The 12,211-nt window shown below is 69.3% G+C and carries 12 protein-coding genes; 7 read left to right on the top strand and 5 right to left on the bottom strand.

Features of this window, described 5'->3' with window-relative positions; all coding sequences use genetic code 11:
* Nucleotides 1–92: 92 nt before the first annotated feature.
* From purT to PI246_RS07640, 5 genes are all read left to right on the top strand, one after another.
* A complete protein-coding gene (gene purT, locus PI246_RS07660) occupies nt 93–1,274 on the top strand; it encodes a formate-dependent phosphoribosylglycinamide formyltransferase (RefSeq protein WP_320550692.1) in 1,182 nt (393 codons plus the stop codon).
* A gap of 76 nt (nt 1,275–1,350) precedes the next feature.
* Nucleotides 1,351–3,078 (top strand): hypothetical protein, encoded by a 1,728-nt coding sequence (locus PI246_RS07655; protein ID WP_320550691.1) that lies wholly within the window; start codon nt 1,351–1,353, stop codon nt 3,076–3,078.
* Nucleotides 3,079–3,085: 7 nt separating this feature from the next.
* A complete protein-coding gene (locus tag PI246_RS07650) occupies nt 3,086–3,919 on the top strand; it encodes an SDR family oxidoreductase (RefSeq protein WP_320550690.1) in 834 nt (277 codons plus the stop codon).
* Nucleotides 3,920–4,019: 100 nt separating this feature from the next.
* Nucleotides 4,020–6,347: a penicillin-binding protein 1B gene (mrcB, locus tag PI246_RS07645; protein ID WP_320550689.1), complete on the top strand. Its 2,328-nt coding sequence runs from the start codon at nt 4,020–4,022 to the stop codon at nt 6,345–6,347.
* Nucleotides 6,348–6,350: 3 nt separating this feature from the next.
* A complete protein-coding gene (locus PI246_RS07640; RefSeq protein WP_320550688.1) occupies nt 6,351–6,863 on the top strand; it encodes a tetratricopeptide repeat protein in 513 nt (170 codons plus the stop codon).
* Nucleotides 6,864–6,911: 48 nt separating this feature from the next.
* Here PI246_RS07640 and hemE read toward each other — a convergent pair whose 3' ends face one another.
* From hemE to PI246_RS07620, 4 genes are all read right to left on the bottom strand, one after another.
* Nucleotides 6,912–7,985, bottom strand: a complete 1,074-nt coding sequence (gene hemE, locus PI246_RS07635; RefSeq protein ID WP_320550687.1) for a uroporphyrinogen decarboxylase — start codon at nt 7,983–7,985, stop codon at nt 6,912–6,914.
* On the bottom strand, nt 7,975–8,238 hold the full coding sequence (locus PI246_RS07630; RefSeq protein ID WP_320550686.1) for a WGR domain-containing protein: 264 nt from the start codon (nt 8,236–8,238) through the stop codon (nt 7,975–7,977). Before PI246_RS07630 ends, hemE begins: the two co-directional genes overlap by 11 nt.
* Nucleotides 8,239–8,316: 78 nt before the next feature.
* Nucleotides 8,317–9,390: a 3-dehydroquinate synthase gene (aroB, locus tag PI246_RS07625; protein ID WP_320550685.1), complete on the bottom strand. Its 1,074-nt coding sequence runs from the start codon at nt 9,388–9,390 to the stop codon at nt 8,317–8,319.
* Entirely contained in the window at nt 9,390–9,920 is a 531-nt protein-coding gene (locus PI246_RS07620) for a shikimate kinase (protein ID WP_320550684.1), read from the bottom strand. The genes aroB and PI246_RS07620 overlap by 1 nt, the downstream gene beginning before the upstream one ends.
* A 7-nt stretch (nt 9,921–9,927) precedes the next feature.
* Between PI246_RS07620 and PI246_RS07615 the strand changes: the two genes are divergently transcribed.
* Nucleotides 9,928–10,767: an NAD-dependent epimerase/dehydratase family protein gene (locus PI246_RS07615; protein WP_320550683.1), complete on the top strand. Its 840-nt coding sequence runs from the start codon at nt 9,928–9,930 to the stop codon at nt 10,765–10,767.
* 4 nt (nt 10,768–10,771) lie between these two features.
* On the opposite strand, the gene PI246_RS07610 is transcribed toward PI246_RS07615, so the two are convergent.
* Nucleotides 10,772–11,599, bottom strand: coding sequence for a kinase (locus PI246_RS07610; RefSeq protein ID WP_320550682.1), 828 nt, complete (start codon nt 11,597–11,599; stop codon nt 10,772–10,774).
* A gap of 21 nt (nt 11,600–11,620) precedes the next feature.
* On the opposite strand from PI246_RS07610, the gene pdxH reads away from it, so the two are divergent.
* Entirely contained in the window at nt 11,621–12,205 is a 585-nt protein-coding gene (pdxH, locus tag PI246_RS07605) for a pyridoxamine 5'-phosphate oxidase (protein ID WP_320550681.1), read from the top strand.
* The last annotated feature ends 6 nt before the right edge of the window (nt 12,206–12,211 follow it).

The raw sequence follows: 12,211 nt of genomic DNA, 5'->3' as shown, positions 1-12,211 counted from the left end.
GGGAGACACTCGCATCACATCACGTTCGCCAGGCCAGTCAAGTGCCGCGGCGCGCGGTTACAATGCGCGCTTACCCACAGGACGCCTCCTCCATGCATACCTTCGGCACGCCGCACTCGTCCCGCTCGCTCAAGGTGCTCCTGCTCGGATCGGGTGAACTGGGCAAGGAAGTCGCGATCGAGCTGCAGCGTTTCGCGGTGGAAGTCGTGGCGGTCGATCGCTACGCGAACGCGCCCGCCATGCAGGTGGCGCACCGCAGTCACGTCGTCGACATGCTCGACGGGGCGGCGTTGCGGGCGTTGATCGCCGAGGAGAAGCCCGACCTCGTGGTTCCCGAGATCGAGGCGATCCACACACCTACGCTGGTCGAACTCGAAGGGCAAGGCCTGAAGGTGATCCCGACCGCCCGCGCGGCGTGGCTTACGATGGATCGTGAGGGCATCCGCCGCCTGGCGGCCGAAGAGCTCCGCCTGCCGACGTCTCCCTACCGCTTCTGCGACACGCGGGAGGCGTTCCTTGAGGCCGTGGCCGAACTCGGCACACCGTGCGTGGTGAAGCCGGTGATGAGTTCGTCGGGCAAGGGCCAGAGCGTGGTGCGCCGTCCGGAAGACGCCGATGCCGCCTGGGACTACGCCCAGTCGGGCGGACGTGCCGGCCGTGGCCGGGTCATCGTCGAAGGCTTCATCGACTTCGATTACGAGATCACCCAGCTGACCGTGCGCCATCGCGACGGCGTGTCGTTCTGCGCGCCCATCGGTCACCGCCAGGAAGACGGCGACTACCGCGAATCGTGGCAGCCCCAGCGCATGAGCGAGGCGGCGCTCGAGGCGGCGCAGCGGCAGGCCGACGCCATTACCGCTGCGCTCGGCGGGTGGGGCGTGTTCGGCGTGGAGTTTTTCGTGCGGGGCGACGACGTGATCTTCTCCGAAGTCAGTCCCCGGCCCCACGACACGGGCCTGGTCACCCTTATCTCGCAGGATCTTTCGGAATTCGCCTTGCACGCGCGCGCCATCCTCGGCCTTCCCGTGCCGGAGATCCACGCGTTCGCGCCCGCCGCCTCGTGCGCGGTGCTGGTCGAGGGCGATGGTCAGGCGCCGACGTATCACGGCATCGCCGAGGCCCTCGAAGAACGCGGCACCATGCTTCGGATCTTCGGCAAGCCACAGGTCAAGGGGCGTCGGCGCATGGCCGTGACGCTGGCGCGCGGCGCGACGGTCGATGACGCCCTCGACAAGGCCAAGCGGGCGGCCAGCCGCATCCGCGTCGAGTTCTGAGCGGACCGAACGCTCTACAAGACCCGTTCACGACCGGCTTGTTAAGCTGCCGCGCTCCTATGGGCGACACATGGCCATGAGCGGACGCAGAGACTCGCACGATCACCACGGACGTACCGAGCCGACGCTCGGTCGCATCGACGACCTCGACAAGCCCGCCCCGGCGCCGGTCGACGACGGGCTGCCCCATGTCGTCGTCGACGAGCCGCGCCGCCGGTCCGCCGGGCCGCCCCCGCGTCCCCGTCACGACGCACCGCGCAAGCGCGGCTGGCTGATCCCTTTGCTGGTGCTCGTGCTTATCGGTGCGGTGACGGCGTTGTGGCTTCAGCAAGATCGCCTGCGCACCTTGCTCCCACGCACGGAGCTCAACGATCTCCTCACCCAGGCCAACCAGGCGCTGCAGGCCGGCCGCCTCGACGGGAGCAACGGCGACAGCGCGCGCGAGTTGTTTGAAAAGGCGCGGGACCAGCAGCCCGACAGCGACCAGGCCCGTGACGGCCTGCGGCGCGTGGGCCAGGCCGAAGTGGCCCGCGCCGACGCGGCGCTTTCGGCAGGGCGGCTCGACGACGCCGAAAGCGCGCTCAACGTCGCCCGCGAACTCCTCGGCGGTGGCAGCGATATCGAACAACTCGACCAGCGCCTGTCGCGCGCCCGCAATCCCCAGTCGCAGACCGATGCGCTGATCGGACGGGCCCAGGACGCGCTCGCCGCCGGCCGCCTCGACGGGGACGACGGCGCCGGTCCGTTGTTCCGCCGCGCGCTTGACGCGGACAAAGGCAACGCCGTGGCGGCGCGCGGCCTCGACAAGGTCGGCGAGGCGCTCGCGACGCAGGCGCGCCAGGCGATCGCCGCCAACGACAAGGCCCGGGCGAACGCGCTGGTCGACCGCATCGCCATCCTGGTGCCCACCTATGGCGACCTGCCGTCGTTGCGCGCGTCGCTGGCGGAAAGCCGCAAGCAGGATGACCAGGCCGTCGCCACGCTCATCCAGCAAGGCAACGACGCCATGCGTGCGGGCCGCTTCACCGGCGAGGGTGACGACACCGCGCTGGCCCGGTTCCGCGCCGCGCTGGCGGCCGATCCGGACAACCCCGATGCCAAGGCGGGGCTTGGCCAGGTGGCCCAGGCACTCATCGTGCAGGCCAACGCGGCCATCGACAGCGAAGATGACGACCACGCCGCGCGCCTCCTCGACGAGGCGGCGAAGCTGGCGCCGAAGTCCGCCGAACTGGCCGCCGCCCGGGCGCGTATCGCCGGGGTAGGCCCCGGTGCCGGTGCGCCCCGGGCCGGGCAGGCCGCGCCGGCCCAGGCGGGCGCCGCCGACAGCGACGACACGGCCCAGGCGTCGATGGCGGTTAGCCCCGAACAGAAGGCGCGCGTCGCCGACCTCGTCCGCCGCGCCAAGGCGGCCGTGGCGCGCGGCGACATCATGGATCCGCCCGGTGACAGCGCCTACGACCTCTACCGCAACGCACTGTCGATCGACGGCAACGATCCCGCGGCCCGGGCGGGCCTTCAGTCGCTCCCCGCGCAGGTCGAGAAGATGATGGTGCAGGCCGTGTCCAACGGTAACGTCAACCGCGCCGAGAACCTCTACGCGACCTTGTCCGACCTCGCCCCGGGCGACGCTTCGCAGGGTGACATGCGGCATCGCCTGGGCAGCGCATGGATCGACAACGCGCTGCAGCGCGCCTCGCAAGGCGACCGTCAGGGGGCGTTCCAGTCGCTGGACCGCGCGCGCCGTTACGTGCCGGACGACCCACGCCTGCAAAGCGCCTACGAACGCATCGCGACAGGGCATTGAGCGCGGCATGACGGTTCTGGTCATCGGCGCTACGAGCCAGATCGGGCACTTCCTGTTGCCGCGCCTGCGCGAGGCCGGTCGCGAGATGCTGATGCTCAGTCGGCAGCCGCCCGAAGGTGACCCGGCGTGGCGGCGCGGTCACCTGCCGGATGCCATGCCCGAGCTGCCCGCCCTCGACGCGATCCTTTGCTGTGGGCCATTGAACGGGCTGTCGGCGTGGCTCTCGGCGACGCATCTCAAAGGCACGCCTCACGTCATCGCGTTGTCGTCGATGAGTGCCGAAACCAAGCGCGATTCGGTCGTGCCGTCCGAGCGGGAGCTTTCGCAGCTGTTGCGCGAATCCGAAACCGTCTTGATGGCCACCTGCGCCTCCCGGGGCATGCCGTGGACCGTGTTCCGTCCCACGTTGGTCTACGGCGCCGGCCTGGATAACAGCCTGACCCCGGTGGTGCACGCCAGCCTTCGGCGGCGGATGTTCCCGCTGCCGGGCGGCAAGGGGCGCCGGCAACCGGTTCACGCCGACGACATCGCCATGGCGATGGTCGCCGCGTTGGGCTGCGCCAGAGCACGCGGCCACCTGTTTTCGATCGGCGGCGGCGAGCGCATCACGGCGGCGGAAATGTTCCGGCGGGCTCGCCGTAGCACTGGCCAGGCGACGCTGCCGGTGCCCGTGCCGCGGTGGGTACTGCGGCTGGGCGGGCTCGTCTGGCCGGGGCTCAAGGGCTCGGTGGGGCGTCTGGACGACGACCTGATTGCCGACAACACCGACCTGGAGGGCATCCTCTCGGTGCATCCGCGTCCTTTCCGGCCCGATCCGAGCAGCTGGAGGCGCCCGGCGTGACCGGGCCCACGCCTCGAATCCGCCAGCGTCCGTTCAGATGGACGGCTCCGGCACCCCCTATCATCGCCGCACGATTCCCTTTCCCCAGGATCCTCCCGCGTTGGCTTTCCTGACCCGTCTCCGTGACCTCCTGCGTACCGCGTGGCCGTGGCTGCGCATTCCCTTCTGGCTGGTGATGGGCCTGGTTTTCGGCTTCCTCCTGCCTTACACCCTGATTCTCAACGGCCGCCTCCAGGATCGCTTCAACGACCTCGTGTTCGCCGTGCCCACGCGCGTCTACGCGCGCCCGCTGCTGCTCGAACCGGGCCGGTCGATGACCCCGGCGACACTCGAGCTGGAACTCACCTTCGCGGGCTACACGCCCGAGGGCGGCGGCAAGGTACAGGGCAGCTACGCGAAGAACGGATCGCGCTTCCTCATCGCCTCGCATGGCTACGCCGGCCCCGACGGCGGCGAGTTGCCGCACCGCGTCCGCGTCGTGCTGGGCAATGGCCAGATCGCCTCGGTCGTCGATGACACCAACGGCAAGCCGATCCCGTCGATCCATCTCGACCCGGCGCGCATCGCGACGTTCTACGGCGCCGACCAGGAAGAACGCCGCATCGTCCGCCTCGACAACGTGCCACCCCTGCTGGTGCAAGGGCTGCAGGCGGTCGAGGACCGCGATTTCAAGAACCACATCGGCCTGGACTTCTCGGCGATCGTCCGCGCGTCCTTCGCCAACCTGCGCGCGGGCCATACGGTGCAGGGCGGATCGACGCTCACCCAGCAGCTGGTGCGCAACCTTTTCCTCGACCGCAGCCAGAACATGCTGCGCAAGGTCAACGAGGCGTTGCTCTCCCTGCTGATGGAGGCGCACTACTCGAAGGGGCGGATCCTCGAGGCCTACGTCAACGAAGTGTTCCTCGGACAGCAGGGCAACCAGGCCGTCCATGGCTTCGCGGCCGGCGCCGAGTTTTTCTTCGGCCGACGCCTCGAAGACCTCCGACCCCAAGACATCGCCTTGCTCGTCGGCCTGGTGAAGGGCCCGAGTTACTACGATCCCCGCCGTTACCCGGACCGGGCTCTCTCGCGCCGCAACCTCGTGTTGCAGCAGTTCAACGAGACCGGCCTGCTCGACGACGCGCAGACCAAGGCCGCCAAGGCCTCGCCGCTGGGCATCGCGACCAACGCCCAGTTGCCGCACAACCGTTTCCCCGCGTTCATGCAACTGGTGCGTGCGCAGATCACGGCCGATTTCGACGAGGCGGCCCTGCGCGACGGCAGCCTCAGCGTCTTCACCACGCTCGATCCGGCCGCCCAGCTCTACACCGAGCAGGCCATCCTCACCACCACCAAGGCGCTCGGCAAGCGGGGCGCCGCGGCGCAGGCCGCCGCCGTGGTCACCGACACCACCGACGGCAGCGTGCTGGCGATGGTGGGCTCGCGCGAGCCGGGCGACCAGGGCTTCAACCGTGCGCTGGACGCCCGTCGGCCGATCGGCTCGCTGGTGAAGCCGCTGGTCTATCTCGTGGCCCTGGCCCAGCCGTCGAAATGGTCGCTGGCGTCGCTCCTGGACGATTCGCCGATCAGCATGCGCCAACCCGACGGCACGCTGTGGACGCCGCAGAACGACGATCGCCAGATCCACGGCGAAGTGCCGATGCTCGACGCCCTCGTGCACTCGTGGAACCTCGCCACGGTGAACCTCGGTATGCGTCTGGGCGTACCGAAAGTGAAGGGCTTCCTGGAGTCGTTCGGCCTGAAGGATGTCAACCCGAGCCCGTCGCTGCTGCTGGGCGCCGTGGACCTGTCGCCCTTCCAGGTGGCGCAGCTCTACGAATACATCGCGGCTGACGGCCATGCGCTGCCTCTCGTGGCCGTGCGCGGCGTTGTCGATGCCAGGGGGCAGACGATCAAGCGCTACGAAGTCAAAGGTGGCGACGGCGAATACCAGGACGCCACGCGCCTGACCACCTGGGCGATGCAGCAGGTGGTCAACAGCGGCACGGCGGCCGCTATCGGCAACTCCAGCCTCGCGTCCCTGCACGCTGCCGGCAAGACCGGCACGAGCGACAGCCAGCGCGACAGCTGGTTCGCCGGCTTCACCGGCCAGCACCTGGCGATCGTCTGGATGGGCCGCGACGACAACAAGCCGACGGGCCTCTACGGCGCCACCGGCAGCATGCGCGTCTGGCAGGAGCTCTTCCGCAAGCTGCCCACCCGGGCCTTGTCGCCCAACCCTGGCGAGGGGTTGGAGATGGCATGGGTGAACCCGCAGACGGGCAAGCGCACCGATCCCTCCTGCGAGGGGGCGCGGCAGTTCCCCTTCGTGGCCGGTTATGTGCCGGAAAGTGAAGAGGGCTGTTTCTGGCAACGAATCAAGGGTATTTTCGGCAGCGGTGACGCGGAACCCGCGCCAGCCGCTCCCAGTAATCCTACGGATTGACCCATGCCTCGCCTTCGTTATTGCGTCATCGCCGCCGCCGCGCTCGTCACCGCCTGCAGCCAGCCCGCTCCGCCGCAGGCGACCCGCCCCACCCAGCCCACCTACGACATCGTCGCGCAGATCCGGGCCGCCGGTGAGCGCGAGAAGTCGGCCATCGAGGTGGCGCCGCTGCGCGATCCGGGCGTGCAGGGTCTCGAGCAGTCGGCCATGGCCGATGAGCGGGCGGGTAAGTACGATGACGCCGACGCCAAGCTCGCCCAGGCGCTGAAGATGGCGCCCGAAGCCCCCGAACTGATCCAGGACCGCGCGGAAATCGCCGTGCGCAAGCAGGACTACGCCACGGCCGAAAAACTGGCCAGGCAGTCGTTCGAGATGGGTCCGAAGTCCGGCAGCCTGTGCGCGCGCAACTGGCAGACCGTGTATGAAATGCGCATGGTCGCCAACGACCAGCCCGGCGCGATGGCGGCGCGTACCGAACTGGGCAAGTGCCACATCGCGGGCCCCAACCGCTTCTGATCGTCCCCGCGATGGGCCCGCCCCTCGGGAGCGGGCCCGTCGACGCACTCAGCCGCCGCGAATCGCCCGTCCGTGCGCATGCACGGTATCCACCAGCACTTTCACGCTCTCGGGATCCACTTCCGGCGTGATGCCGTGGCCGAGGTTGAACACGTGCCCGGGGTGATGGCCGAACGCATCCAGCACCGCGCGTGCCTCGTGCGCCACCACGTCCGGCGAGGCGCGCAGCACGGAGGGGTCGAGGTTGCCCTGCAGGGCCACGCGATCGCCGATGCGGCGCCGGGCCTCACCCACGTCGATCGTCCAGTCGAGGCCGACGCCGTCGCAGCCGGTGTCGGCGATGGCTTCGAGATGGCCGTTGGCGCCCTTCGAGAACAGGATCACCGGTAAGTCGCGACTGGCCGGATCGGCCTTCACGGCATCGACGACCTGCGCCATGTACCGCAGGGACCACTCGCGGAACGGCCCAGGCCCCAGCATGCCGCCCCAGGTATCGAACACCATGAGCGCCTGCGCCCCGGCGTGGGCCTGGGCGATGAGGTAGGCGCTGACCGAGCGGGCTACGATGTCGAGCAGGCGGTGGGCGAGGGCGGGCTCGTTCCACGCCAGGGCCTTGACCCGCGCGAAGTCACGCGAGCCTTCGCCTTCCACCATGTAGCACGCCAGCGTCCACGGGCTGCCCGAAAAGCCGATGAGCGGCACGCGGCCGTCCAGCGTGCGGCGGATAAGGCGAACGGCATCCATGACGTAGCGCAGTTCGCGATCCATGTCGGGCACCGCGAGCCGTTCGATCGCCGCGGCGTCGCGCACGGGCCGTTCGAAACGCGGGCCCTCGCCCTGGGCGAACGACAGGCCCAGGCCCATCGCATCGGGAATCGTGAGGATGTCCGAAAACAGGATCGCCGCGTCGAGGTCGAACCGCTCCAGCGGTTGCAGCGTCACTTCGCAGGCCCATTCCGGATGCGTGGCCAGGCCCATGAAGCTGCCCGCCTTCGCCCGCGTGGCGCGGTATTCGGGCAGGTAGCGTCCGGCCTGGCGCATGACCCAGATGGGCGTGGTGTCGGTGGGCTCCCGGCGGAGGGCGCGCAGGAACCGGTCGTTGCGGAGCGTGTCAACGGCCATGCGCGGACTCCTGGCCCTGGCTGAACATCACTTTGAACCCTTTCTTGATCTGCGCGTCGCGCGCCTTGGTGAAGGCGTCGAGGGCCTTGTCACGGTCGAGGAAGACATCGCGCTTGAGCGTCGTCTTGCCACCCTGCACGCCGCTTTCTCGATAGAGCGTCCAGCCGCCGAGCAGGTCCTGTTCGAGCGTGATCTGGACGAACCGGGGGGATTCGTTCCCCGCCTCGGGCATGGTTTGCAGGTAAATCCGCATCGGGTGTTCCGCGCTGACGCAGGGCCGGCCATTGTAGGGCATTTCCACGCGCCGACCGTCGGCGCGCAGGGGCGGTCATCACGCGCCGCCGAGCACGCCAAGCACGTCGTCGTCCTTCACGCCCGACACGATGTCCGCGCGACCGATGCCGCGCCACAGGATCAGGCGCAGCGTGCCGGCGGTGTTTTTCTTGTCGAGCCGCATCAGGTCGAGCAGCCGGCTTGCCTGATGCGCGCGGGACGGTGCCACCGGCAGGCCGAGGCGTTCGAGCAGCGCGACCAGGCGCCGGGTGTCGTCCGCCGCCGCCATGCCGAGTCGCTCGGAAAGGCGGGCGGCGAGCACCATGCCGATGGCGACGCCTTCGCCGTGGAGGATCTCGCTGTAGTTGCCGGCGGTTTCCAGGGCATGACCGAAGGTGTGGCCAAGGTTGAGCAGGGCGCGCTCGCCCTGCTCGGTTTCGTCGCGGGCGACGACGCCGGCCTTGTAGCGGCACTTACGGGCGATGGCTTCGATGAGCGGTGCGCTGTCGCGCCGGGCGATGGCGTCGGCGTGCGCTTCGAGCCAGGCGAAAAATGCCGGGTCGCCGATCGCGGCGCCCTTGACGATCTCGGCCACGCCAGCGAGGTATTCGCGTTGCGGCAGCGACGCGAGCACGTCGGTGTCGGCCACCACGGCGCGCGGCTGGTGGAAGGCGCCGGCGAGGTTCTTGCCGACCGGCAGGTTCACGCCGGTCTTGCCGCCCACCGACGAGTCGACCATGGCCAGCAGGGTGGTCGGCACCTGGATGAAATCGATGCCGCGCATCCAGCATGCCGCCGCGAATCCGGCCAGGTCGCCGACCACGCCGCCGCCCAGGGCGATCACGCAGGCGTCGCGGGTGGCGCCGAGCTGGCCGAGCGCGTCGAGTACCTTGCCGACGTTGGCGAAGGTCTTGTGCATCTCGCCGTCATCGAGCAGGAACGACGACCAGTGCAGGCCTTCGAGGCCCCGGGTGAGTGCGCCGAGATAGAGTGGGGCGACGGTGGTGTTGCTGACGACCAGCACGTGCCGCCCGCGGATGCGCGCGCGCCAGCGAGCGCTGTCGGCCAGCAGGCCCGGGCCGATCCACACGGGATAGCCGCGTCCGGCCAGTTCGACGTCGACGGTATCCATCAGCAGCGTTTCCAGTGGCGTTCGAGGAGAGCGATGGCGCGGGGCAGGGCGCTGTCCACGCCTTCGTGCCGGCCATGGAAGATGAGGTCGGCGATGTCTTCGTAGAGGTGGTTGCGGTTGTCGGCGAGCGATTGCAGGCGGCCGCGGCGGTCGTCGCCCGCGAGCATCGGTCGCGTGCCGTCGTCGCGGAGCCGGTCGAGTTGTTCGTCCACGTCGACACCGAGCATCAGCACCGTGCCGCGCGAGATTAGCGCGTCGCGGTTCAGGGGATCGAGCACGGCGCCCGCGCCCGTCGCGAGCACGATGCCCTGGTGGCGGCTAAACTCGTCCAGGTGCGCGCTTTCGCGCGAGCGAAACCCCGCTTCGCCCTCGCGCTTGAAGATCGCGGTCACCGTATCGCCGTAGCGCGATGCGATTTCCACGTCGAGGTCGACGAACGGCAAGCCGAAGTGCGCCGCGAGGCGCTGTCCGATCGTGGTCTTGCCGGCGCCGGTAGGGCCCACGAGAAACAGGTTAGGCGAAGGATTCATCGCTCCCATGCTAACAACAAGCCCGCTGTCGAGGTATGCCACCGTCCTGGTCGCCGGTGCCGGTGATGTCGGCCAGCGGGTGGCGCGTCAGCTCGCCGGTCGCGGGCATCGCGTGCTTGCCCTGCGTCGCAGCGAGGTGGCGCAGGGCGATGACGGGGTCCATTGGCTGCGCGGCGACCTCACCCGTCCGGAAACGCTTGCGAACCTGCCGGCGGTGGATGCGCTGGTGTTCGCGGCCACGCCGGACCGCCGCGACGAGGCCGCGTACAGGGCGGTGTTCGTCGACGGGCTGCGCCATCTCCTGGCCGCCCTGCCGTCGCGGCCCGCGCGCACGGTCTTCGTGTCCTCGTCGGCCGTCTATGGAGAGCACGGGGAGGGATGGGTCGACGAAAGGACGCCGACCGCGCCACCCGGATTCAACGGGCGTGTGTTGCTGGAGGCCGAACGGCTGCTCGGGGAGGGCGATGTCGTCGTCCGGCTCGCGGGGTTGTACGGGCCGGGACGCACGCAGCTGTTCGAACGCCTGCGCGAGGGAAAGGCGGTGGTGCCGCGAGGCAAGGGTGTCTATGCCAACCGTATCCACGTGGACGATGCCGCGGCGGCGCTCGTGCACGTGCTGACGCTCGATGCACCCGAACGGGTGTATGTCGGCGTCGACGACACACCGTTGCCGATCGACGCGCTTTACGACCATCTCGCCGGTCTGCTCGGTGCGCCGCTGCCGGGCGATGGTCCCTCGCCGGCGGGCGTGGGGAGCAAGCGGTTGTCGAACGCGCGCCTGCGGGCGAGCGGCTTTCGTTGCCGGTGGCCGGATGCGCGGGAGGGGTATGCCGCGTTGCTCGTGTGATCGTCTATCGGCGATCGCCTGACAGCGCGGTGACGCCGCGTTCGGCATCGAGGTCGACGACGAGGTCGGCGTGCGGCCCCAGCGTCGCCAGCGCGTGTCGGCTCCATCGTTCGTAATGCTGAAGGAATCGCGATAACGCCGCGTGATCCATCGCCCGCGGTTCACCGCGCTGGCGCAAAGGCCGCTCGGCGTCGTCCCGCCAGCGCGGGATGATCTCCCACGACGGGGCCCGGAGCACCACGAGCGCATCGAGTCGCCGCCAGACGGCCGCATAGTCAGCGAGCCGCTCATTCACCCAGCGACGCCACCGGCCGTCGGCATCCTCGTCGCGTTCGAGGGCGTTGACCGCCGTGTGCAGCGCCGCGTCGTCCTGCGGCGCCAGGCCCAGGCACCAGCCTTCCAGGATCACCAGGCGCGGTGGATGGGTTACCACGGACCACCGGTCCGTCGGGGCCCGGTCATCGACGCCCTTGTCGAAACGCGGCACTCTCACCGGCCGGTCGGCGCCTGCGTGTTCCAGCGCATCGAGTGTGCCGATAAGGCGGGCCAGGTCATGCGTGCCGGGCACGCCTCGGGTGATCAGCAACGGATGCACGTCACGCGCCAGGGCTTCGCGTTCCGCGCGGGTCAGGTAGAAGTCGTCGAGGGAGATGGCCAGGGCGTTCCAGCCCAGCCTCTGCGCGTGTGCCACGAGACCGGCGGCGAGCGTGCTCTTTCCGCTCCCCTGCAGCCCCGAAAGGCCCAGGACGACCGCCCGCCCCGAGGGTGCGTCCCCTGCGACGATACGGCCAAAGACGGCCTCAACCAGCGTGCTAGCATCGTGGGCTTCCATGGCTGCCAAGCATAGCCCGTCATGCTCACTTCCGAGATCCTGGACACCTTCCGCGGCCTGCTCGACGAAGCCAAGGCCAGCGGCGACCGCGAACCCACGGCGATGAATCTCGCCACCTTCAGCGAGGGGCGTCTGCATTCGCGCATCGTGCTGCTCAAGGGCGTGGACGAAAAGGGGTTGCGCTTCTTCACCAATTACGAGAGCGCCAAGGCGAACGAGATTGCCACGCACCCCCAGGTGGCCGTCTGCTTCCACTGGAAGCAGATCCGCGAGGGCATCCAGGTGCGCTTCGAAGGACGCATCTCGAAAACCGGCGCCGAGGAATCCGACGCGTACTTCGCCACCCGCCCGCGCGGCAGCCAGATCGGCGCCTGGGCATCGAAGCAGAGCCGCGAGTTGCCCGACCGGCAGACCTTCGAAGAACGCGTGGCCCACTACGAAAAGACGTTCGACGGTCGCGACGTGCCTCGTCCGCCGCACTGGGGCGGTTACCTCGTGGAACCGGATCGGGTCGAGTTCTGGTACGGCGCGCGGTTCCGCCTGCACGAACGCATCGTCCACGCGGAACAGGGGACACAGTGGACCTCCTGCATGCTCTATCCGTGAGGTCGC

The sequence above is a fragment of the Luteibacter sahnii genome (assembly GCF_034063545.1).
In the GTDB taxonomy this organism is placed as follows: domain Bacteria; phylum Pseudomonadota; class Gammaproteobacteria; order Xanthomonadales; family Rhodanobacteraceae; genus Luteibacter; species Luteibacter sahnii.
Note: the sequence above shows the minus strand (reverse complement) of the source record. Positions and strands in the feature narration are given on the sequence as shown.